Origin of the sequence: Sphingomonas sp. 28-62-11, from assembly GCF_002278865.1 — a bacterium.
GTDB lineage: Bacteria > Pseudomonadota > Alphaproteobacteria > Sphingomonadales > Sphingomonadaceae > Sphingomonas.
This window is the reverse complement of the sequence record NZ_NCGB01000002.1, coordinates 72,850-94,682: the sequence shown is the minus strand read 5'-3', so window position 1 is coordinate 94,682 and position 21,833 is coordinate 72,850. Positions and strand designations below refer to the sequence as shown.

Sequence of the window (21,833 nt, the reverse complement as noted above, 5' to 3'; positions counted from 1 at the left end):
CCAGAGATTATTTGTTCCCCTCTCGTTCTCATTCTGCTAGTCCCACCCGATGGCCAAGCCGCAGAAACGCTATGTCTGTCAGTCGTGTGGATCGGTGTCGCATCGCTGGGCGGGGCAGTGTGCTGATTGCAGCGAGTGGAATACGCTGGTCGAGGAGACGGGCGGGGCGGTGACGCCGTTTGCGGCGAAGCATAATCTGCAATCCGGCGGGCGGACGATGCAGCTGGTGGGGCTCGACAGCGAGATTGCGCTGCCAGAGCGACTGCCGACTGGCATCGCCGAGCTTGACCGGGCGCTGGGTGGCGGGTTCGTCGAAGGATCGGCCACGCTGATCGGCGGAGATCCGGGGATCGGCAAATCGACATTGCTGTTGCAGGCCGCTGCCAAGCTCGCGCTGGCCGGGCATTCGGTCGCTTATGTGTCGGGCGAGGAAGCCGCCGATCAGGTCCGATTGCGTGCGCGTCGCCTTGGGCTGGGCAATGCGCCGGTGCAGCTTGCGGCGGCAACATCGACCCGCGACATCCTGACGACGCTCGGCATGGACAAACCGCCGGCATTGCTCGTGATCGATTCGATCCAGACGATGCATTCCGACCTGATCGAAGGGGCGCCGGGCACGGTGAGCCAAGTGCGGGCATCGGCGCAGGAATTGATCCGTTTCGCAAAGGAACGCGGCACTGCGGTCGTGTTGGTTGGTCATGTAACCAAGGACGGTAGCATCGCCGGACCCCGGGTGCTCGAGCACATGGTGGACACCGTACTGAGCTTTGAAGGCGAGCGCAGCCACCAATACCGCATATTGCGCGCGATCAAGAACCGGTTCGGCGGAACGGACGAAATCGGCGTGTTCGCGATGGTGGAAGAAGGGCTGGCTGAAGTGTCGAACCCGTCCGCTTTGTTTCTGACCCAGCGTGACGAGGGCGTAACTGGCACCACGGTATTTCCCGCACTGGAGGGCACGCGGCCCGTGCTCGTCGAAATTCAGGCACTGGTGGTGCGGCTGGCGAGCGGGGCAACGCCGCGCCGCGCGGTGGTGGGATGGGATTCGGGACGGCTAGCGATGATCCTCGCGGTGCTCGAAGCACGCTGCGGGCTCAGCTTTTCGAGCAGTGAAGTTTACCTCAACATCGCCGGCGGATATCGTGTGCAAGACCCTGCCGCCGACCTGGCGGTGGCCGCCGCGCTCATATCGGCACTCAGCGAACGACCGGTGCCGATCGATTCGGTCGCGTTCGGCGAAGTCGCGCTATCGGGCGAGATCAGGCCTGTGGCGCATGGGGCATTGCGGCTGAAGGAAGCGGGCAAACTTGGCTTCGAACGCGCACTGGTGCCCGCCGCGTTGGTGGGCGAAAAACAGCCGCTAAAGCTCTCTGGATTCAAGAGCCTCGCCAGTTTCGTTGACCATATGCTCGGGCGTGGCTAGCGCTTCAACCATCGGCACCCCATTTCCCGGTTTCGGGGAACCCTTTGGGGCGCAAGAGGGATGAGCAGATGGGACTGACCGCACTCGATATTGTCGTGCTCCTGCTGGTCGGCGGCGGTGCCGTGCTGGGGCTGAAGCGCGGCTTCGTGACCGAGGTGCTGTCGCTGATGGTCTGGATCTTCATCGTCTTCGCGCTGAAGTTCCTTCACGCACCCGTCACCGCGATGCTGACCGGGATTGTCGGCACGGCGGCAGGAGCGGCGGTGCTGGCCTTCGCGCTGGTAGCGGGCGTTGTGTATTTCGGCGGACGATTGGTCGCGAATATGCTGGGCGAGCGCACGCGCAGCTCGATCCTGGGGCCAATCGACCGTGCGCTCGGTTTCGGTTTCGGGGCGCTGAAGGGCCTCATTTTGGCAAGCCTGGGCTTCCTGCTGATCATCCTGGTCACCGATACGATCGGTGGCGGGCCGAACCGGCGCCCAACCTGGATCACAAAATCGCGCACCTATCCTGTGCTGAACATCACCAGCGCGGGGATCGCCGATTTCGTCGATAAACGCCGCAAAGGCGAAGCGGTGTTCCCGATGGAAGGCAATGCGAGCGCTGCTAACGAAAGCGATTCTGCCCCGTGAATGCGCCGCTCTACAACACGGAAATATTGCGGTTGGCGGCAACGATCCCGTTTGCCGATCGGCTCGATGCGCCGATGGCAAGCGTTGAGAAGCGATCGCCCGTGTGCGGCAGCCGGGTGACGGTCGACGTCAATGTCGATGCGGAGGGGCGCGTGACCGAGATCGGTATGCTCGTGCGTGCCTGTGCGCTTGGACAGGCATCGTCTTCGTTGATGGCGGCGCACGCCATCGGCAAGACAGCGGCGGATTTCGCTACGACGCACACAGCTCTGGCCGATTGGCTGGCTGGCGGGCAGGCCGCCCCCGATTGGCCAGGGCTCGATATCTTCCAACCCGCCCGGCCACATAGCGCGCGCCATGCATCGATCCGTCTCGCGTTCGAAGCGGCAGCAGAAGCCACGGCAATGGCGGCGGCGGCACGGGGCGAAATGCGATGATCGGGTCAACTCTGCGCGATGGTGTGATCCTGCTCGGCTTCGCGCTCGTTTTTGTGTTGTTGTTCCGTCGTCTCGGGCTCGGGGCGACGCTGGGCTTTCTGGTCGCGGGCGCCATGGTCGGGCCGCAGGTGCTTGGTCTGGTGGGGGATGCCGAGCAGAAAATGGGCATTGCCGAGCTTGGCATCACGCTGCTGCTGTTTTTGGTTGGTCTTGAACTGAACCCGTCGCGTTTGTGGCGGATGAAGCAGGACATCTTCGCATTGGGGGCGTTGCAAGTCGCCTTGTGCGGGGCGGCGATCGCGGCGATTGTTTGGATTATCGCAGGCTTCTCCCCCGCGGCGGCGCTTGCGGTGGGTCTGCCGCTCGCGCTGTCATCGACGGCGCAGGTGCTGCCAATGCTGCAATCGGCCGGTCGCTTGAAGACGCCATTCGGCGAGCGCGCTTTTTCGATCCTGTTGTTCCAGGATCTGTCGATCGTCCCGATGATCACGATCGTTGCTGCGCTGTCCCGTGCGCCAGCGCCAGCGGATGCGCCGCCGGGGTGGCTGCTGGCGGTATATACCGTGCTTGCGATCGTCGGGCTGGTGGCGTCGGGGCGGTTCCTGCTGCGGCCGATGTTCCGGCTAATTGGGGTGTTGGGCGAGCGCGAGATGTTCGTGTTTGCGGCCCTGTTCACCGTCATTGCCAGTTCGGCGGTCATGGAAGCGCTGGGGCTCTCCACCGCGCTTGGGGCGTTCATCGCCGGCGTCATGCTGGCTGACAGCCCGTATCGGCACGAGCTCGAAGCCGATGTCGATCCGTTTCGCGCGATCCTGCTTGGGCTATTCTTCCTCAGCGTGGGAATGATGCTCGATCTGAACGCAATCGCCGAACGGCCGATATTCGTGATCGGCATGGCGATTTTGCTGATCGTCACCAAGACGGCGATCATGACCGGCATCGGGATGCTGTTCAAAATGAACTGGCGGCCCGCCCTCGCGCTCGGGCTGTTGCTCAGCCAGGGGGGAGAGTTTGGCTTCGTGCTGTTCGCCCAGGCAAAGGATGCGCTGCTGATCGAGCCCGAGGCCGCTAGCCTGTTCGGCGCGGTTGTGACCCTTTCGATGGCGACGACGCCGTTCCTGATGATGTTCACGCGTCGATTCCGGGCCGAGCCGACGACCAGCACCGAGGGTCTCGACGAGCCGCAGAGTGACGGCGCCAGCGCGCTGGTGATCGGTTATGGCCGCTTCGGGCAGACAGTGGCGCAGTTGCTGATCAGCCAGGGCATCACGGTATCGCTGATCGATCGCGATCCCGAAATGATCGAGACGGCGGGCAGTTTTGGCGCAAAGGTTTATTATGGAGATGGCACGCGGCTCGATCTGCTGCGTCAGGCAGGGGCCGAAAGCGTGCAGCTGCTGCTGTTTTGCATCGACGAGGATCAGGTCGATGCGCCATTGCTGCATGCGGTGAAGGAGTCCTTCCCGTCAGCGTCGGTGTTCGTTCGGGTTTATGATCGCCGCAGTCTGGTGAAGCTGAAGGACGCGCCAATGGCAGGATCGGTGCGCGAAACGCTCGAATCGGCAGTGGCGATGGCGCGGCAGGCGCTGAGCGATGTCGGCGTCGACAGCGAGGAAATCGGGCGGACCGAAGCAGCGTATCGCCAGAAAGATCTTGACCGTTTGAAGGCGCAGGCTGTGGCAGGCGATATGCATGCGGGCGACAGTCACTTGATCAGGGGGCGGTTGAATCCCGTGGAGGAGGCAGGATGAGCTTGCTGTTGGCATTTGCCGCGCTGTCAGGCGCAATCGCGGTCGCAGCGGGGGCATTCGGCGCGCATGGCGCATCGGGGGACGCCGCTGACTGGCTGAAAACCGGGGCGCATTATCAGCTTGCCCATGCGCTTGCCGCGATGGTCGCCGCGCAACTCGGTGGACGTGGCCCGGGCTGGCTGTTCGTTGCGGGCGGCGCGATTTTTGCGGGCACGCTGTATCTGATGGCGATCGGCTTGCCCCGCTGGTTGGGGGCGATTACCCCGATCGGGGGCGTGTTGCTAATTGCGGGATGGATTTGGCTGGCCTGGATCGTGGCATCCAGACCAGCCTAACGTAACCCTTGCCGATCAGTCGATCAGGCCGCGAACCGGGACAATTCGGCCTCAAGCAACCCACCCAGATCGGCGAGTCGTGCACGGTCCCTGTCCGAAAACTCCCGAGGGCGGTCATCGAGGATGCATAACGTGCCAATCGCATGGCCGCTGGGCAGCACCAGCGGCGTGCCGGCGTAGAACCGCACATTGGGCGGCCCGACCACGGTTGGATTGTCCCCAAATCGCGAATCGGTGAGCGCGTCATTCACGACCATCACATCTGGCGCATGGATAGCATGGGCGCAGAACGACACGTCGCGCGGGGTTTGCTCGATCTCGGTACCGTATTTCGATTTGAACCATTGCCGCTCGTCATCGACGATCGAGACCAGCGCATAGGGCACGTCGAACAGCGCCGCTGCAAGGCGCGTATAGCGGTCAAACCGCTCGTCCCCGCTTGCTTCCACGAGATTGAGAGCGCGCAGCGCCTTCAGCCGCTCACTTTCATTCTCCGGGATGCTCGCGCGGAGCCAACGGAAAGCGCCGCGCATCGTCCATGTGCGGATTCGCGAGCGGGCATATTCGACCGAAAAAGGTGCCCGCAACCATTCCGAATGCTCACCGAAATTGCCCAATGTCGGCTCGGTGCCGCCCAGGAACAGGATCGGCGTTGTTGCCATTTCAGGCCGAGCGCGGATTGCGCGAGCGAGCGCCAATGCCCCTGCCGGCAGTTCCCCATCGATCAAAATCAATCCGGCAACTGGCTCATTCTCGCGCGTTTGCGGGACAGAGGCGCTCTCCCGCGCGTGCAGGAAGATCGGCTCGTCAGCGACTGACTGACGCATTTTTTCGAGCAATGCTTGATCCTGTGTGATCAGCAACACGATGGCTTCGCGAGACCCCAGGGCCTGATCGGCCGTGGCGGTATCCTCTTCGACAATGCTGGAGCGGGTGCCGCGATAGTCGAGGATCATGCCCTCGGCAGCCCCAAAAACCTCGATAGCACCCGCTGGGGTGATCGATTCTCGCAGCTTCGCAACAACCTGGTCAATCGCGTCGTCGGTCCGCAACGGATCATGATGCGTGATCGCCAGCTGCTTCACATTGGCGCTCTGGCAAACCTGCAGCGTATATTCGACCGTGCTGTGGCCCCAGCCGACCTTGCCGGCATATTCCGACGCCAGATACTGCGCATCATGGATCACCAGATCGGCATCTCGCAGAAATTCGGCGTGTGCCAGATCCTGCCCGTCGAGCTGACCGACACCGTCCGCCGCTTCGCGCGAATGCGGTTCGTGATCGCATGCATAGATCACCACCGCGCCATCAACTTCGATGCGGAAGGCGATGGTGAGTGCCGGATGGTTCAGATAGCGCGTGCGGATGACGACGTCATCGATGCGGAAAACGCCTTCGGAGAGGTTATTGTAGTTGAGTTCTGCGCCGAACGCCTCCGGCGTGATCGGGAAATAGGTATATTCCATCTGGCCCGCGAGCGTTTCTCGCAATGACTCGCCAAAGCCTTTGGGTGCGTAGAAATCCCATTTGTTGCCGGGGATGAAGAATGGCGTGAAAAAGGGAATGCCCTGAATATGATCCCAATGGGTATGGCTGATCAGCACATGGCCGCGGGCCGGTTTCGGGCCTTCCTTCATCAGGTGCTGGCCAAGCCCATGCGCGCCAGTGCCGCAATCAATGACCAGCAACGTACCGGCGTCTGACGTGACCTGCACACATGACGTATTCCCGCCATAGCGGATGGTATCCGGACCTGGCTTTGCCATGGACCCGCGGGTTCCCCAGAACCGTACCTGCATCAATGCCCCCCTAGAACTGAACCCGGGCCAATACGCGCCCGACACCTTGCATTAACGCTGATTGTGCACCGGTTTGGGGAGAAGGTCTATCCGGGGAGCAATGAAAAAAAATGTTATCGGTCGCGCGGTAAAATCATCGATTATGACTTTGTCATCCTGCACTTATCGGAACAATAGCGTACATTATCCCAGTCGCGAGCCCATTTTTTGCGCCATGTAAACGGCCGCTGACACACCGGACAGGTCTTTGTCGGCAAATCGCGCTTCGCAATCCCGCGCGGCATTAGCGCGGCTGCGCGTCGAGAAAACCTGCTACATCGGCGAGATCGACAGCGCTATCGACATAGGTCTGGCCAATCCCGCGGGCGAGCAGGAAGGGCAACGTGCCAGCCGCCATTTTCTTGTCATGACGCATATGGTCGACCAGCGTGGCGCCGCTTGCCGCAATGCCCGCTGCGGATAGGCCGTCGGGCAGACCGATTGAGCGCAAATGGGCAGCGACCCGTGCGCTATCCTCTGCGCTGCAGCGACTTCGAGCCGCTGAATAGCCAAAGGCCAGTGCCATTCCCGCCGCTACGCCCTCGCCATGAAGAAGCCGGTCGGAAAAGCCCGTTTCCGCCTCCAGCGCATGACCAAAGGTATGCCCCAGATTGAGTAATGCGCGTTTGCCGGTCGTCTCGCGCTCATCTTCGGCGACGATGCGGGCCTTGGCGGCGATACTGTGAGCGATTGCCTGGGTTCGTAGATCAATGTCCCCGGCGATTAATGCGGCGCCGTGGTTTTCGCACCAGTCGAAAAAGGCGGGATCGTCGATCAATCCATATTTCACGACCTCGGCATAGCCGGCACGTAATTCGCGCACCGGCAGGGTGGCGAGTGTTTCCGGATCGATCAGCACCAGCGCCGGTTGATGGAAGGCCCCGATCAGGTTCTTGCCCGCGCGTGCGTTAATCGCGGTCTTGCCGCCCACCGAACTGTCGACCTGGGCGAGCAAGCTAGTGGGGATCTGCACGAACTGGCATCCGCGTTTCAGGATCGAGCAGGCGAAACCAACCAGATCGCCAATCACGCCGCCACCCAGCGCGATGACGTGATCGCCGCGTTCCACCCCCAAGTCGAGCAAATCATCAGTGAGCTTTTCGAGCATCGCCCAGCTTTTGGTGCCTTCGCCCGGCGGCAGTTCAATCAAGGCGGTGGCGACCCCGGCAGCGGTCAAACCCCTTTCAAGTACGTGCCGGTGATGCCGAAGATTGGAATCTGTGACGATCACCATCGTTCGCCCGCGCGCCAGTGGAACCAGCCAGTGCGCGGCGTTGGCCAGCAGGCCCGCTTCGATCACGACCGGATAGCTTCGGTCGCCCAGTTTAACGTCGATTTTGATCACCGATCACTCATTTTCGCTGTTTGGCACCGGTTCCCCATTCAGCGGCAACCCGAGGGCCTTGATGATGGCCGCCACCGTGGCTTCGTGCGGCGCTTGCTGGCTTGAGACATGTATTGGCGCCAGCGCATAGAAGGGATTACGGGTCTGGGCGAGAGCGGTGAGCACCTCGCCCGGGTCTCGACCACGCAACAGCGGCCGCGTATCGCGCCGCCGGACGCGATCGGCCAGTATGCGCGGGTTCGCGTTTAGCCAAACCGCAAGAGCTTGATCGAGAATGAGTGTACGTGTTTCTTCGTTGATGAAGGCGCCGCCGCCGGTCGCGATAACCTTTGGGGTGCCGTCGATTAGCCGGGCGATCACCCGTCGCTCGCCATCGCGAAAATACTCTTCGCCGAATCGTTCGAAAATATCGGCGATCGACATGCCTGCCGCCGCCTCAATTTCCGAATCGGCATCGACAAAGGGAAGATCGAGTCGGGCTGCAAGCCGCCGCCCTACGGTCGATTTGCCAACACCCATCAGGCCGACAAGAACGATAGGCTGGCCGTGCCAGACCGGGGCGTGATGCTTGTTTTGCAACATTATCTCTTGGGCTATACAACGAGCGTCGCGCTCGGGCAAAAGGCGCGTCATCAATCCTCTCCGCTGACAAGGCTTTCGTCATGGCTCGCCCGTTGATCATTGTTGTCGTCCTGGTCATCGCCTTGCTGGGCGGTGTCGCGGTGCTTGCCAGCATGAACGGTGAAAAACCGCTGAAGCGCGTTGAAAAGGTTGTGCCGCTTGCGTCTCTCGAGAAATAGCGTTGGTGCAGGCGCGCTCGCGCTTGGCCTGATCGTCGTCGGCATTCCGGCGATTGGTCAGGATACGCCCGAATCGATCCTGCCGCCCGGTTTTAACGAACCGGTCGCCGCACCGACTTCGGCGCCGACGGCGTCCCCGACCGGAGATCGCCCAACGGCACCCGGCGTTCCCGGACTACCGGCTGGCTTAGCCACCGTGGGTGAAGAGGATGGGACAGTACCCGATGATGCAGGCACGCCCCTGCCGATCGATCCCCGACTGATCGCCGAGTATAACATGCCGAGCTATGCCCGCCGATCGCTGGCGATGGTGGGTGTGGTCGGGGTGCCCGAAGGCGGCCTTAACCCGGCGGCATTCGGGAATGCGGACGGGCGTTTTCTGCAAACGCTGATGCGCAAGCTGAACGCGCCAGTGCCGTCCCGCTGGGTGTCGATCGGGCTGCGGCAGGCACTTGCCTCCAAGGTAAAGACGCCCGCGCGCCTGAACGGTGCGGATTTTGCAGCGGAGCGCGCCTGGCTGCTCGTGCGGATGGGCGAATCAGTGGTCGCACGGGCAATGGTCGAGGCAGTCGATCCGGATCGATACACGCCCAAAATGTATCAAGTGGCGATGCAGGCGGCGCTTGCCAGCGGCGATCCGGCAACAGTGTGCCCGGTCGTCGCCGATGGCCGCAAGGTATCGAGCGAACGCGCCTGGATTCTGGCTGATGCGATGTGCGCATCGCTGTCTGGCGTGCCGGGTGAAGCGGGACCGAAGATCAAGGCCGCACGGCGCAGCGGCGCGGCGCGCGGGATCGATCTGCTGCTTGCCGAAAAAGTCGTCGGAACAGGATCAAAAGGGCAGGGTGCCGTCACGATCGAATGGGACAATGTCGATCGGTTGACGGTGTGGCGTTATGGCCTGGCGATGGCAAGCGGCGCCGAGATTCCGATGCCGCTCTACGCGACTGCCGCCGTTCAGGTGCAGTATTGGCGCGCCCAATCCCCCCGCCTTACCGAAAGTGCACGCGCGTCGTCGGCAGAATTGGCCGCCGCGCAGGGCGTTCTTTCTAATGCGGCGTTGGTTGATCTGTTCGGCAAGATTGACAGCGATGGAGACCAGGGAGCAGCGGAACTGGGCATCGCCCGCGATCTGCGGACCGCCTATGCCGGTCCGGATCGCGACGCGAGGCTGGTGGCGCTGCGGACATTGTGGGACGAACCGAAGCGTCCGCGTGGTCAATATGCGCGACTGGTGCTGACGGCGCGGGCGGCGACCACGATCGCGCCGTACAAGGATGCGCCCGATGCAGATCGGCTGGTAGCGTCGATGCTGAGTGCGGGGCTTGAAGAGCCCGCACTGCGCTGGAAGGGCAATGTGGTGCGCGGCAGCAATGCCTGGGGGCTGTTGGCACTGGTCGATAATGGCGATCCTGTCAGCCGCGGCGATGTCGATACCTATCGCAGCCGCGCAGTGGATATCAGTGGCAGCAAGGTGAAGATGCTGGTCGCGGGGCTCGCCGGTTTGAACCGCATGTCCGCCAGCGACACCGCCAGTCTGGCACGCGCGCTTTCAATCAACCTGGCGATGGAAAACAGCTGGACGCGGGCGATTCAGCGTGCCGCCCAGCGCCGCCAGACCGCGACGGTGCAGTTGCTCGCGGCGGTTGGGATGCAAACCCCCAATTGGGGTGGCGTATCGCCCGAAACGCTGTTCCAGATCGTATCCGCGCTCCGCCAGGTGGGACTTGAGGGGCAGGCGCGGATGATTGCGGTTGAGGCGGTGACTCGGCTTTGACGGGGTCAGGCGATCTGGCGCTGATCGATCGTTTTCTTGAAATGATGGCCGCGCAAGCAGGGGCTGCACCCAACACGATCGCCGCTTATCGTAGCGATTTGCGGCTTGCGTCGGATTTTCTGGGGCGTCGGCTGGTGGACGCCACGGCCGCTGATCTGGCGCGTTTGGGCGATAGCTGGTCGGGCCTGACGCGGTCGACGGCAGCACGCAAAGCGGCCGCGCTGCGGCGCTTCTATGCTTTTCTTGCTGAAGAAGGCCATCGGCAAGATGATCCCGGTAGCGCCTTGCCACGTCCTGGTGCGATCCGTGCGCTGCCAAAGACGCTGGACCATGCCGATGTTGATCGCTTGTTCGCCACCATTAGCGTGCGGCTCGCGCGTGATCCCGTCGACCGGCAGGATCTGCGACTGTCGGCCTTGGTCGAGCTCCTGTACGGCTCGGGATTGCGTGCCAGTGAATTGGTGTCGATTCCACGCAACGCGGTGTCACCCGACCGACCCTTCCTGATTCTGCGCGGCAAGGGTGGTCGAGAGCGCATGGTGCCGATTTCGGATCGAGCACGGGCGGCAGTCGCGTTGTGGCGTTCTGTCGTGCCAGCGGAGTCAGCCTGGCTTTTCCCGGGCGGCAAACGACATTTGTCGCGAATCCGGCTTTACCAGTTGCTGAAGGATCTCGCAGCCGAAGCGGGCATCCCGCCGGACCGGGTAAGCCCCCATATACTACGCCATGCCTTTGCCACGCACCTGCTGGAAGGGGGCGCTGATCTGCGCGCCTTGCAGCTGATGCTTGGCCATGCCGATATCGCCACGACCGAGATTTACACCCATGTCGACAGCGCGCGGCTGGTCGCGCTCGTCAATGCCCGTCATCCACTCGTTGACCTTCCGGCCCGCGGGGCCTAACCGACGCGACCTGATGGCAAGTTTCCTCGACTTTGAAAAACCGATCGCCGAACTGCAGGCTAGGATCGATGAATTGCGCGAGACGGCAGCGACCGGGTCTGTCGATCTCGACGCCGATATCGCCCGGCTGCAGGTCAAATCCGACAAATTGCTGCGCGATACCTATTCGCGTCTGACGCCTTGGCAGAAAACCCAGGTCGCACGGCACGGCGATCGCCCGCATTTCAACCATTATGTCGCCGGGTTGTTCGACAATTTCATGCCGCTGGCGGGCGACCGTGCCTTTGGTGATGATCAGGCTATTTTGGGCGGACTGGCGCATTTTCGCGGCGCACGCGTGGTCGTGATCGGCCATGAAAAGGGTGATGATACCGCCAGTCGGCTGCGCCATAACTTCGGCATGGGCAAGCCCGAGGGCTATCGTAAGGCGATCCGGCTGATGGACTTGGCCGATCGGTTCGGGCTGCCGGTGATTACCCTGGTCGACACGTCAGGCGCATTTCCCGGTATTCAGGCCGAAGAGCGCGGCCAGGCCGAGGCCATTGCGCGGAGCACAGCGCGCTGCCTCTCCCTGGGCGTACCGATGGTCAGTGCGATCGTAGGAGAGGGCGGATCGGGAGGCGCGGTGGCGCTGGCGACGGGCAACCGCGTGCTGATGTTCGAACACGCGGCCTATTCGGTCATCTCACCCGAAGGCTGTGCTTCGATCCTGTGGCGAACATCGGACCGCGCGGCCGATGCCGCCGAGGCGATGAAAGTGACGGCGCAGGACCTGAAGGCGTTGGGGGTGATCGACACAATCGTTCCCGAGCCGCTCGGCGGGGCGCAGCGCGATCCGGCTGCGGCGATTTCATCGCTGGGAACGGCAATTGAGACAGCGCTTGGCAGCATGGCACGCTCAAGCCGTGAAACCCTGATCAGCGAGCGCCGTCGGAAATTCCTGTCAATCGGCAGAATCTGAACTGACGCTGGCCACTTGGCCGATGAAGAAAAAGGGCGGCGGATTTTCATCCGCCGCCCTGCGTCGCGTAAGCTGCTGGGAGAAGCTTACGAAGCCTTCATATTGCTTGATACGTTCGTGAAGGTCGTCTTCAGGCGGTTACCCAGCCCTTGCATGGCGGCAATTGCCGCTACTGCAATAAGCGCAGCGATGAGGCCATATTCGATAGCCGTCGCTGCCTTACGATCCTGAAAAAGACCCAATAGGCGCTTTACCATTTTTGGGTCCAATCTAGAAAAAAGGGGGCGGTGGAACGAGCCTACCGCCCCGCGTTTATCGTAATGTTGGGAAGAGCTTACGAAGCCTTCATGTTCGACGTCACGTTCGAGAACGTGGTCTTCAGCTGGTTGCCCAGGCCCTGCATTGCTGCAATGGCGGCAACGGCGATGAGTGCTGCGATCAGGCCGTATTCGATAGCCGTCGCGCCCTTGTTGTTCTTGATGAACTTGCGAATGGTCTGCATTTTCCGGTCTCCAGTCAAAGTGAGCATTAGTACCCGGCGGACCGGAAGACCGGCCTGCGGTGACCGGGATAAGGGGGTGAGGTTGACAAAGGTTTAAGTCGGCAAACGGGTGCAACGATTTTTTTCAACGGCCGTTGCGGGCGTCGTCCATCTTGGTGTTGACGTTGCTCCAGATGCCCGTCGTCGTGTTTGCAAGCTGGATGAACGAAGCAATCAGCGTGACGACGATCACGGAGGCGATCAGCCCATATTCGATCGCCGTGCCGCCTTTGCGATCTTTTGCCAGTCTTCGAAGCAATTTGAGCATGGCCATCTTCGCCCCGGTTTTTTCCTAGACAGCCAGAAATAAAGAAGCAGGGTTAACGAATGACGAAGATCGCACCAGACGCACCATTGATGTCGACAGGGGTATTGCTGCCAGTGGTCGCTGTCGCGCTGGTGGACGCCGATGGCCGCATCCTGTTGCAGCAGCGCCCGCAGGGTAAAGCATTGGCCGGGCTATGGGAATTTCCTGGTGGAAAAATCGAACCCGGCGAAACTCCTGAGGCGGCGTTGATTCGGGAACTCCACGAGGAGCTGGGTATTTCGGTGGAGCAGTCCTGCCTGGCGCCCGCAACCTTTGCGAGTGCGACGCTGGGTGACCGGCATTTGCTCTTGCTGCTGTTCGTCTGCCGCAAGTGGCAGGGAGAGCCCCGCGCGATCGAGGCATCGGCGCTGACCTGGGTACGCCCCGTTCAGATGTACGCGTTGCCAATGCCACCTGCTGATCGCCCGCTCATCGGGCTGATCGAGGCGTTGATTTAATCCTTGGGGCCTTTGGGCTGGAGAGCCTGGGCGAGGGATTGGGTCGCGCCACCGCGTCGCGCTGGCTGGGGTTGCGATGGGGCAGGGGCCCAACCAGTCATATAGACGATCTCAAACGACTCAGCCGTCCGGCCATCGGCATCGGCCTGATCGGCGAACAATGTCGCTGCCCGCGCAAGCACATCCCGGCGCAGCGGTACCCGGCCGGGCATCACGTTACCGGCGCCCATCGCACGAAGATCCCGCAGCAGGCCGAACAGGCTTGCGTAGCGCACCATGAGAGTCTCGGTATCGGCGACGGGCAGCGCGAACCCGGCACGCATCAGCAAATCACCCGCTGAGCGCACATCGACCTGAGGATGGATGCGGGCGGCTGGCCGATCGCCTTCAGCGGCGCGCAACACCTGACGAAGTGTGGCCAGGCTGCCTGCGCCCGCAAATGCCGCGAGGAATAGGCCGTCGGGCCGCAACACCCGCCGCGCGAGCGCGAGGACACCGGGCAGATCGCCGACACTGTCAAGCACGCCAGCTGAAACCACCAGATCGAATGCGCCATCGCCAAAGGGCAGGCGATCCTCATCGGCCTGCACCCCGCCTGCCTGCGCTGCAAAGCGGAACCCGGCGTCCATCCGCGCGACTCGGGCGCCAGAAGGTGCCGCAAGGCTACCGTTGAAGGAGCCAAGATCGAGGATATCAGTGAAGTCGCGGGAGACACTGCCCAGTCGATCGGCGATGCCATCGAGCATGAAGGCACGAAGGAAATCGGCTTTCTTATAGTCCGAAGCGGCACGATCGCGTGCGATGCGGCGTGCATTCCGATCGAAGATGTCTGGACTGTCCACGCGGGCGCTTGTGCCGCCAAGGGGCGCGCGCGACAAGGGCGCGATGCGCTTGCTGGCACCCTTGGCTTATCTTGCTGATCTGGCGCTGCCGCCGCGATGCCCCGGTTGCGGGACGGTGACGAGCGCCGATCACCGTTTTTGTGCCTTGTGCTGGGGCCAATTGCACTTTCTGACGCCACCTTGGTGCGCGCGCTGCAACCTGCCCTTTGCCTTTGATCGTGGCGTTGACGCCTGTTGTGCCGATTGTCTGGCAACGCCGCCACGGCATCAGGGCATCCGCGCGGCCGTCGCCTATGGTGATATCGCGCGCGAGATGGTGCTCCGCCTGAAATATGGCGGGCGGACTGGCTTTGCCGAAACGGCGGCTCGGTACATGGCGCGGTTGATGCCGGATGATGCCGAACTGATTGTGCCGGTACCGCTGCATCGCTGGCGATTATGGGCTCGCGGATTCAATCAGGCTGCGTTGATTGGGCAGGCGCTTGAACGATTAACGGATACGCCCTGCGATGTTGATGCCCTTACCCGGCCGCGTGCCACGCCGATGCTGCGGGGGCTGGGCAAACGCGCGCGGGCAAAGGCGGTGAGTGGCGCCTTTGCCATCGCGTGTGCCAGTCGTAATCGAGTGCATGGGAAAGCGATCGTCTTGGTCGACGATGTGCATACCAGCGGAGCAACAACCGATGCCTGTACCGCACAACTGCTTCGCGCCGGGGCGGCCAGCGTGACAATTTTGTGCTGGGCGCGGGTGCTGCAGGACGACAGCGGAGATTGACATTGGCCGGTCACGTCCACAATTGTTGGGCATGACCAAGGTTGAGATCTACACCAAGGCGTTCTGCCCCTATTGCTCGCGCGCGATGCGGTTGCTTGGCACCAAGCCCGTCGAGATCGAGGAATATGATATCACGATGGGCGGGCCGAAGCGGCTTGAGATGCTGCAGCGCGCCAATGGTGGTACCACGGTGCCGCAGATTTTTATCGCGGGCAAACATGTCGGCGGATCGGATGATCTTGCCGCGCTCGAAGAGGATGGCAAGCTCGACGCGCTGATCAGCGGATGACCCGCATCGCGCTGTACCAGATGACCAGCGGGATCGATCCTGCTGCCAATGCGCAGGATATTGCGGCGGCGATCGCGGCTGCCGCAGCGGGCGGGGCAGAGATGCTCTTCACGCCTGAAATGTCGAACCTCGTCGATCGGGATCGCGGGCGCGCAGCCGCATCGGTGCATGATGAGGAGCATGATCCGGTGCTTGCCGCGGCGCGGGCCGGGGCAGCCGCCTACGGCATTTGGGTGCATTTGGGATCGATCGCGCTGCGCGGTGCCGATGGGAAATTCGCCAATCGCGCCTTTGTGATCGACTCCTCGGGCGACATTCGGGCGCGCTATGACAAGCTCCACCTGTTCGATGTCGATTTGCCGACCGGAGAGAGCTGGCGGGAATCCTCCGCATATACCGCCGGAGAGGCGGCCGTGGTCGTCAGTACGCCGATCGGCGCGATGGGTCTGTCGATCTGCTATGATCTGCGCTTTGCCGATCTCTATCGTGCGCTGAGCACGGCTGGCGCGACGGTGCTGACGGTGCCCGCGGCGTTTACCCGCCCCACGGGCGAAGCGCATTGGCATATCCTGCTGCGTGCCCGCGCGATCGAAGCGGGAGCATTTCTGATCGCTGCTGCCCAAACCGGCGAGCACGCGGATGGACGCGCCACTTACGGCCATTCGCTGGTGATCGATCCCTGGGGCGACGTGCTGCTCGATATGGGAGACGCGGCGGGTATTGGTTTTGCTGATATCGATCTGAACCGCGTTGCCGATGTCCGTTCCCGCGTGCCCGTGATCGCACATCGCCGAGCCATCCCGGCTGTTCAGGTGATTGCATGATCGTTTTCGATCTACGCTGTAGTGGCGGGCATGTTTTTGAGGCCTGGTTCGCCTCGTCGACGGCCTATGAGGATCAGCGTGCGCGATCCTTGGTGGTATGCCCGGTCTGCGACGATGCGACGATTGAAAAGGCAGTGATGGCGCCAAATATCGCCGCCAAAGGGAACCGATCGACTGCTATCGTTCCTTCAGGTCGGGAAACCGCAATAACGAAACTAGCGGCTGCGCAGGCAAAGTTGCTCGAACAATCGGAATGGGTGGGGCGGGCATTCCCTGATCGCGCGCGCGCAATGCATCTGGGCGATGAGCCCGCGGCGCTGATCCATGGCGAGACCAGCATTGCCGAAGCGGTGGAACTGGCGGAGGAGGGCGTGCCGCTGTTGCCGTTGCCCTTCAAGGTCGTGCCACCATCGGCGCGGAACTAACGCAGTCCAGGGCTATTTGTCGTCGGGGCTATTAACGGCCTGCGTTGACCAGAATCGCGCCGAACACTAGGTGGATCATGCGTGCCCCCGTAGCTCAGCAGGATAGAGCGACGGTTTCCTAAACCGCAGGCCGGAGGTTCGACTCCTCTCGGGGGCACCAATGTTTTCCGAATAACGTCGGGCTGCACCCTCGCAGCCAAGAGGCGCGGGCACCGGAAAGCTTTGCTCCCCGATGCCCGGCGCTACGCATCACGCCTTGACGTGGGCTGCGATGTACTTGTTCATTTCGAACATCGTGCATGATTTGCGGCCGAACACCTTTTCGAGCGCCGCATCGGCCAGAATTTCCCGCTTATTGGCGGGGTTCTGCAGATCATGCTTCTTGATATAGGCCCAGACCTTGCTGATCACTTCGCTGCGCGGCAGCCGGTCATTGCCGACGATCGCGCCGAGTTCGGGTGATGGCTGTACCGGTGCGTGAATACCGCCGGTCTTTGGGGCCGCAGCCTTGGTGGTAGGTTCTTTTGCCATCGTTATCCTCCCGTTGGCAGCCGGCAACAGGCCGGCCATAGGTTTACGCCTGAGCGTGCAGCGCTTTTGCGCTGTCCGACGGGCGTTGTCGCGCTTTACAGTCGATTGGGCAAGTAAAGACAATCCGGTAGCGGCCATAAAATCGTCATCGTCGCCGAACCTTAGTCGCGCCAGCGTTTCGCGCTTGTCGAAAAGGGCCACCTTGTGCGACGGCGTTGAGCAAGCCGGAGAACGAACCGGGCGACGCTTTGCGCGCGATCAACCTGAATCAGATCATGAAAGATACGCAGGATGGCATTGGAAAAATTGATTTCTTCGCGCGCCGATGGCGGCATGCAGGAGGTATATTGTCATGCGTCGACCAGCACGGGCACAGACATGACCTTTTCGGTCTTTGTCCCGCCCCATCCCCCTGGGTCGAAGTTGCCGGTGCTCTGGTATCTTTCGGGGCTTACCTGCACGCACGCGAACGTAACGGACAAAGGCGGTTATCGTGCGGCATGTGCTGAGCATGGCATCATCTTCATCGCGCCCGATACGTCGCCGCGGGGCGAGGGCGTTCCCGATGTTGATGTCTATGATTTTGGGCAGGGGGCTGGCTTTTATGTCGATGCGACTGAGGCTCCCTGGGCAACACATTTCAGGATGCGGACCTATATCGAAACCGAATTGCCTGCACTGATTGCCGAGGCATTGCCGATGGCCGATCTGTCGCGACAGGGGATAACAGGGCACTCGATGGGCGGCCATGGCGCGCTGACGATTGCACTTCGCCATCCAGACCGGTTTCGCAGCGTTTCCGCTTTCGCTCCAATCGTTTCACCGATCCGCTGCCCTTGGGGGCAGAAGGCGCTGAGCGGCTATCTGGGCGAGGATCAGGCTGCCTGGCGCGCCTATGATGCGTGTGCGCTGATTGCGGATGGCGCGCGGTTGCCCGATCTGCTGATTGACCAGGGTGATGCCGACAGCTTCTTGGACGAACAGCTCAAGACCGGGTTGTTGGCCGAAGCCTGCGCGGCGGCGGACATGCCGGTCACGCTGCGGATGCAGCCGGGCTATGATCACAGCTATTTCTTCATCGCCACGTTCATGCCCGATCATATCGCCTGGCATGCCGAGCGAATGAAGGCGTAACACCCAACGACGTCGTCTTAGAAAAAAGGCTCGCGACTAGATGTCGCGAGCCCTTTTCGCTGGCAAGCGGGGTCGGACGAACCGACCCCGAGCCATCAGAACTTGAAGCGCACCGTGCCGCCATACGTGACTGGCTGGCTGGGATAGCCCGAAAGGCTTCCTGCCTGAGCGACCGATGGGAAGATCGTCGTCAGATACTGCGCATTCAGCATGTTACGACCCCAAACCGAAACTTCCAGATTCTTGCGGAACTGGCCAGTGAGCGACATGTTCAGCGACTGGATAGACCGCGTGAACTGCGGCAGACCTTCGGAGATGATGACGGGGCTGTTGTACTGATAATCGCCGCGCAGGAACATCTTGAAATCGTTCGAGAACTCATGATTGAACGTCCAGCCGCCTGACACCGAGAATTCAGGAATACCGGATGGGCGCAGGCCGGTGAGGTTTGCAGGAACAACGCCGAAGGTCGGGCTGAACTGCGAGCCGTTGACGAACGAATTGAAGACGGGATCGAGATACGTCACAGCGGCGTTGAACGTAATTGCCTTCGAAGGCGAGTAGCTGCCGTCAAATTCGATACCAAAGGTCGACTGGGCACCGGCATTGTTGAGTACAAAGCCCGTGCCAGTGAAGATGTTGCCCTGGAAACCTTCGATCTGCTGGTCGAAAATCGCGATGTTGAAAGCAACACCGGGGAACTGCCCCTTGATGCCGCCTTCATAAACGCGCGACTTTTCCGGACCGGCGAAGCGCGAACCCGATGTCAGGTTAGTGGTCGCGATGCCGGCTGTCTGGATGCGAACAAGATCAGCTGGCGTCGGACGGCTATCGCGCGACAGGTTGACCGAGCTTGCTTTAAAGCCAGTGGCATAAGTGACGTAGACGCTGAGGTTCGAGTTCAGCTTGTACGACAAGCGAGCCGTGTAGGACACGTTGTCGTCGCTTGTCCGGCCAGGCTCGACCGAATTCGGCACGTTGAGGAATGGCGGCAGGAACTGCAGGCCGCGCAAGCCGTTCAGCGGGTTCTGCGCCGGGTTGTTCTGGCCAGCAAGGGCAATCGCCTGAGCCTGTGCCAGCGGCACGCCAGCGGCAAGTGCACCGCCCAGGATCAATTGGTTACGGAACGGCGCATAGCGCGGATCATTGAAGTTGATGCCGGCAAAAACGTCGCTGCTGATAATGTTGGTACGGAACTGCTTGCGGTCATCGGTGTAGTTGATGCCGCCCGTCAGGGTCAGTCGATCAGTGATCTTGAAATCGACGGTACCGAAGATCGAGAAGGATTCATCGGCCAAGCGGTAAGCTTCGTCCAGACCATCGCCGGTGCGGAAGAAGGTGTTGACGTAACGCGTCGGTGCACCTTCAAGCGCGCCGAACGTGCCCTCAAGCAAGGCCACATTAAGCGTATTGCCGGTTGCGCCGCGGATCAGGGCGTCACCATAAGGACGGAACTGCGTACCGAAGTTGATGTCGTTCTGCTGGTTGATCTTTTCGTTGAAGTAATACCCACCGACCAGGAAGTTCAGCGGCCCTTCAAAATCCGACGTCAGGCGAATTTCCTGCGTGAAGGTGTCGATCTTCAGATCCTGGCTGTTGTTGCTGATCAGGTTGGCGCTCGTGAAATCCGAGTCCTGGTTCGTCAACGAATCGACCTTGCGATAGGCCGTGATCGAGGTCAGCGAGAGCGACCCCATCGTGTAATCGCCCTGCAGCGAGCCACCATAGTTCTTAATGTCGTTCGACGATGGGAAGTTGCTGAACGTGACATAGGAGAACGGGTTGTTGGCATCGAGCCCACGACCACCGGCCAGGCCGTTGATGATCGCTGCGGTTGGACCGGCAACGATGTTGGCGATGGCGCAGCAATTTTCGTCAATCTGATCAAAGTCACCGATCAGGCGGAACTTCAGATCAGCATTTGGCTGCCAGAGCAGCTGGCCACGTACGCCGTAACGGTTGCGATCGCTTGAATCGGTGTTCAGACCAGCGTCGAAGACGTAGCCGTCGCGGCGGTTGTAGTTACCAGCCAGCGAGAAAGCGACGGTCTCGGAAATCGGGCCCGTGATATCGGCCTTGGCAACGAAAGCGTTATAATTGCCATAGGAAAGTTCAGCCGAGCCGCCGAACTTGAAGGCTGGCTCAGCGGTTACGATGCTGATGATACCTGCCGATGCGTTCTTGCCGAACAGGGTAGCCTGTGGGCCGCGCAGCACTTCGACGCGCTTCAGGTTGGGCAGATCGGCGATGGCAGCAGCCGAGCGCGAACGATAGACGCCGTCGATGAACACACCGACCGAAGGCTCGATGCCTGCATTGTTCGCGCCGTTGCCGAAACCGCGGATGATGAAGTTGGTGTTAGCCGATGACTGAAGCTGCGACACGCGCAGCGACGGAACGACCGTCTGCAGATCGATAAGATCGCGGATCTGGGCGTCCTGGATCGTCTTGCCCGAGGTCACCGAAACGGCGATCGGGGTGTCAAGCAACGTGGTTTCGCGCTTGCTGGCGGTAACGACGATGTCGGAATCGGCGGTTTCGTCAGCTTCCTGGGCGGCGCTTGGCGCGGCGGTCTGGGCGAAAGCGGGCGTCGTGCAAAACATCACCAGTGCAGACGCGGCGAGCAGTTCAAATTTCTTCATCGAGAATTCCCCTCCTGATCCGCTGTCGATCGACGTCGATTTCCGCGGCGCTATTGATACTCCGGCTGGCAAAATAGCGGTCATCAAATCATGCCGTCAATCGATTATGCGCGGAAAACTGCGCACTTGCGTCAATGTTGCCCAAATGAGACAGTTTGAAAATCGAACTGGTTCGGCGCTGAATCGCGGTTGACGTAGCGTATTTTTCGAATCGGTCGACACGGAGGATGAATGATTGACGAAGTTGGCGCGGTGGAAGCCGAAAAAAATATGGCCCCACCGCAGAAAATAGCAGTTCCAGAAGACGTTGCGGATGCCGTTCGAACCCTGATCCGTTGGGCAGGCGATGATCCGGCACGCGAGGGTTTGATCGATACGCCGCAGCGCGTGGCGCGTGCATGGAAGGAATATTGCGCCGGATACAGCGATGATCCGGCCTATCATTTGTCGCGAATTTTTGAGGAAGTCGGCGGCTATGACGAAATTGTCCTGTTAAAGGACATCCCGTTTCAATCGCATTGCGAGCATCACATGGCCCCGATCATCGGCAAGGCGCACATCGCCTATTTGCCGAGCAACTGGGTCGTCGGTATTTCGAAACTGGCGCGCGTTCTCCACACTTATGCCCGGCGGTTGCAGGTGCAGGAACGGCTGACGGCAGAAGTCGCCAACTGCATCTGGGAAAATCTGAAGCCGCTGGGCGTGGCTGTGGTCATCGAAGCGAGCCATGCCTGCATGACGGCACGGGGCGTGCGGACGCCCGGCGTCTCGATGACCACCAGCCGCATGATGGGCGTGTTCCGCGATGATGAACGCAGCCGCAAAGAAGTGCTGGCGTTGATGGGCGTATAGGATAGCGTCGAA

General features: G+C 61.3%; 26 protein-coding genes and 1 tRNA gene. 17 read left to right on the top strand and 10 right to left on the bottom strand.

Going from position 1 to position 21,833, the window contains the following annotated elements; genetic code table 11:
• The first annotated feature begins 49 nt into the window (after positions 1-49).
• The 5 genes from radA to B7Y49_RS01350 all read left to right on the top strand — a co-directional run bounded on the left by radA (position 50) and on the right by B7Y49_RS01350 (position 4,578).
• Positions 50-1,423, top strand: a complete 1,374-nt coding sequence (radA, locus tag B7Y49_RS01370; RefSeq protein ID WP_374125762.1) for a DNA repair protein RadA — start codon at positions 50-52, stop codon at positions 1,421-1,423.
• Between the two features lie 68 nt (positions 1,424-1,491).
• Complete coding sequence (locus B7Y49_RS01365; protein ID WP_374125761.1) at positions 1,492-2,055, top strand: CvpA family protein; 564 nt, start codon at positions 1,492-1,494, stop codon at positions 2,053-2,055.
• A complete protein-coding gene (locus tag B7Y49_RS01360; protein ID WP_374125760.1) occupies positions 2,052-2,492 on the top strand; it encodes an iron-sulfur cluster assembly scaffold protein in 441 nt (146 codons plus the stop codon). Before B7Y49_RS01365 ends, B7Y49_RS01360 begins: the two co-directional genes overlap by 4 nt.
• Positions 2,489-4,243 carry a cation:proton antiporter gene (locus B7Y49_RS01355; RefSeq protein ID WP_374125759.1) on the top strand — a complete coding sequence of 585 codons (1,755 nt, stop codon included), beginning with the start codon at positions 2,489-2,491 and terminating at the stop codon, positions 4,241-4,243. Before B7Y49_RS01360 ends, B7Y49_RS01355 begins: the two co-directional genes overlap by 4 nt.
• Positions 4,240-4,578, top strand: coding sequence for a DUF423 domain-containing protein (locus tag B7Y49_RS01350; protein ID WP_374125758.1), 339 nt, complete (start codon positions 4,240-4,242; stop codon positions 4,576-4,578). The genes B7Y49_RS01355 and B7Y49_RS01350 overlap by 4 nt, the downstream gene beginning before the upstream one ends.
• A 23-nt stretch (positions 4,579-4,601) precedes the next feature.
• Here the strand turns inward: B7Y49_RS01350 and B7Y49_RS01345 are convergent, their stop codons facing one another.
• From B7Y49_RS01345 to B7Y49_RS01330, 4 genes are all read right to left on the bottom strand, one after another.
• Positions 4,602-6,344, bottom strand: a complete 1,743-nt coding sequence (locus tag B7Y49_RS01345) for a GAF domain-containing protein (RefSeq protein WP_374125757.1) — start codon at positions 6,342-6,344, stop codon at positions 4,602-4,604.
• Positions 6,345-6,517: 173 nt separating this feature from the next.
• A complete protein-coding gene (locus B7Y49_RS01340; protein WP_374125756.1) occupies positions 6,518-6,661 on the bottom strand; it encodes a DUF2256 domain-containing protein in 144 nt (47 codons plus the stop codon).
• Positions 6,661-7,758, bottom strand: coding sequence for a 3-dehydroquinate synthase (aroB, locus tag B7Y49_RS01335; protein ID WP_374125806.1), 1,098 nt, complete (start codon positions 7,756-7,758; stop codon positions 6,661-6,663). The genes B7Y49_RS01340 and aroB overlap by 1 nt, the downstream gene beginning before the upstream one ends.
• Before the next feature lie 6 nt (positions 7,759-7,764).
• Positions 7,765-8,343: a shikimate kinase gene (locus B7Y49_RS01330; protein ID WP_374125805.1), complete on the bottom strand. Its 579-nt coding sequence runs from the start codon at positions 8,341-8,343 to the stop codon at positions 7,765-7,767.
• An 80-nt stretch (positions 8,344-8,423) separates the two neighbouring features.
• Here B7Y49_RS01330 and B7Y49_RS01325 point away from each other — a divergent pair, with 80 nt between their 5' ends.
• From B7Y49_RS01325 to B7Y49_RS01310, 4 genes are read left to right on the top strand one after another with little or no spacing between them, the layout of a single operon-like run.
• Positions 8,424-8,561 carry a hypothetical protein gene (locus B7Y49_RS01325; RefSeq protein ID WP_374125755.1) on the top strand — a complete coding sequence of 46 codons (138 nt, stop codon included), beginning with the start codon at positions 8,424-8,426 and terminating at the stop codon, positions 8,559-8,561.
• Positions 8,542-10,338 (top strand): hypothetical protein, encoded by a 1,797-nt coding sequence (locus tag B7Y49_RS01320; protein WP_374125754.1) that lies wholly within the window; start codon positions 8,542-8,544, stop codon positions 10,336-10,338. Before B7Y49_RS01325 ends, B7Y49_RS01320 begins: the two co-directional genes overlap by 20 nt.
• The gene (locus tag B7Y49_RS01315; protein ID WP_374125753.1) at positions 10,335-11,240 is read left to right on the top strand and encodes a tyrosine-type recombinase/integrase; all 906 of its coding nucleotides are present in this window, start codon (positions 10,335-10,337) and stop codon (positions 11,238-11,240) included. Before B7Y49_RS01320 ends, B7Y49_RS01315 begins: the two co-directional genes overlap by 4 nt.
• A 13-nt stretch (positions 11,241-11,253) precedes the next feature.
• Positions 11,254-12,201 (top strand): acetyl-CoA carboxylase carboxyltransferase subunit alpha, encoded by a 948-nt coding sequence (locus B7Y49_RS01310; RefSeq protein WP_374125752.1) that lies wholly within the window; start codon positions 11,254-11,256, stop codon positions 12,199-12,201.
• An 86-nt stretch (positions 12,202-12,287) separates the two neighbouring features.
• On the opposite strand, the gene B7Y49_RS01305 is transcribed toward B7Y49_RS01310, so the two are convergent.
• The 3 genes from B7Y49_RS01305 to B7Y49_RS01295 all read right to left on the bottom strand — a co-directional run bounded on the left by B7Y49_RS01305 (position 12,288) and on the right by B7Y49_RS01295 (position 13,010).
• A complete protein-coding gene (locus B7Y49_RS01305; RefSeq protein ID WP_374125751.1) occupies positions 12,288-12,458 on the bottom strand; it encodes a Flp family type IVb pilin in 171 nt (56 codons plus the stop codon).
• Between the two features lie 77 nt (positions 12,459-12,535).
• Entirely contained in the window at positions 12,536-12,703 is a 168-nt protein-coding gene (locus B7Y49_RS01300; RefSeq protein ID WP_374125750.1) for a Flp family type IVb pilin, read from the bottom strand.
• Between the two features lie 124 nt (positions 12,704-12,827).
• Complete coding sequence (locus B7Y49_RS01295) at positions 12,828-13,010, bottom strand: Flp family type IVb pilin (protein WP_374125749.1); 183 nt, start codon at positions 13,008-13,010, stop codon at positions 12,828-12,830.
• Between the two features lie 89 nt (positions 13,011-13,099).
• On the opposite strand from B7Y49_RS01295, the gene B7Y49_RS01290 reads away from it, so the two are divergent.
• Positions 13,100-13,507, top strand: coding sequence for a (deoxy)nucleoside triphosphate pyrophosphohydrolase (locus tag B7Y49_RS01290; RefSeq protein ID WP_374125804.1), 408 nt, complete (start codon positions 13,100-13,102; stop codon positions 13,505-13,507).
• Here B7Y49_RS01290 and B7Y49_RS01285 read toward each other — a convergent pair.
• Positions 13,504-14,349, bottom strand: coding sequence for a class I SAM-dependent methyltransferase (locus B7Y49_RS01285; protein WP_374125748.1), 846 nt, complete (start codon positions 14,347-14,349; stop codon positions 13,504-13,506). The genes B7Y49_RS01290 and B7Y49_RS01285 overlap by 4 nt on opposite strands.
• Before the next feature lie 43 nt (positions 14,350-14,392).
• Here B7Y49_RS01285 and B7Y49_RS01280 point away from each other — a divergent pair, with 43 nt between their 5' ends.
• The 5 genes from B7Y49_RS01280 (at position 14,393) to B7Y49_RS01260 (ending at position 16,822) form a co-directional block, all read left to right on the top strand.
• Positions 14,393-15,124: a ComF family protein gene (locus B7Y49_RS01280; RefSeq protein ID WP_374125803.1), complete on the top strand. Its 732-nt coding sequence runs from the start codon at positions 14,393-14,395 to the stop codon at positions 15,122-15,124.
• A gap of 31 nt (positions 15,125-15,155) precedes the next feature.
• Entirely contained in the window at positions 15,156-15,413 is a 258-nt protein-coding gene (gene grxC, locus B7Y49_RS01275) for a glutaredoxin (protein WP_374125747.1), read from the top strand.
• Positions 15,410-16,237, top strand: a complete 828-nt coding sequence (locus B7Y49_RS01270; protein WP_374125746.1) for a carbon-nitrogen hydrolase family protein — start codon at positions 15,410-15,412, stop codon at positions 16,235-16,237. Before grxC ends, B7Y49_RS01270 begins: the two co-directional genes overlap by 4 nt.
• Positions 16,234-16,662: a DUF1178 family protein gene (locus B7Y49_RS01265; RefSeq protein WP_374125745.1), complete on the top strand. Its 429-nt coding sequence runs from the start codon at positions 16,234-16,236 to the stop codon at positions 16,660-16,662. The genes B7Y49_RS01270 and B7Y49_RS01265 overlap by 4 nt, the downstream gene beginning before the upstream one ends.
• Before the next feature lie 83 nt (positions 16,663-16,745).
• Positions 16,746-16,822 (top strand) — tRNA-Arg (locus B7Y49_RS01260).
• 89 nt (positions 16,823-16,911) lie between these two features.
• Here the strand turns inward: B7Y49_RS01260 and B7Y49_RS01255 are convergent.
• Positions 16,912-17,193: an SWIB/MDM2 domain-containing protein gene (locus tag B7Y49_RS01255; protein WP_374125744.1), complete on the bottom strand. Its 282-nt coding sequence runs from the start codon at positions 17,191-17,193 to the stop codon at positions 16,912-16,914.
• Between the two features lie 291 nt (positions 17,194-17,484).
• Here B7Y49_RS01255 and fghA point away from each other — a divergent pair, with 291 nt between their 5' ends.
• Complete coding sequence (gene fghA / locus B7Y49_RS01250) at positions 17,485-18,327, top strand: S-formylglutathione hydrolase (RefSeq protein WP_374125743.1); 843 nt, start codon at positions 17,485-17,487, stop codon at positions 18,325-18,327.
• 95 nt (positions 18,328-18,422) lie between these two features.
• On the opposite strand, the gene B7Y49_RS01245 is transcribed toward fghA, so the two are convergent.
• Positions 18,423-20,969: a TonB-dependent receptor gene (locus tag B7Y49_RS01245; RefSeq protein ID WP_374125742.1), complete on the bottom strand. Its 2,547-nt coding sequence runs from the start codon at positions 20,967-20,969 to the stop codon at positions 18,423-18,425.
• Between the two features lie 231 nt (positions 20,970-21,200).
• On the opposite strand from B7Y49_RS01245, the gene folE reads away from it, so the two are divergent.
• Positions 21,201-21,821 carry a GTP cyclohydrolase I gene (gene folE / locus B7Y49_RS01240; protein WP_374125741.1) on the top strand — a complete coding sequence of 207 codons (621 nt, stop codon included), beginning with the start codon at positions 21,201-21,203 and terminating at the stop codon, positions 21,819-21,821.
• Positions 21,822-21,833 lie beyond the last annotated feature (12 nt).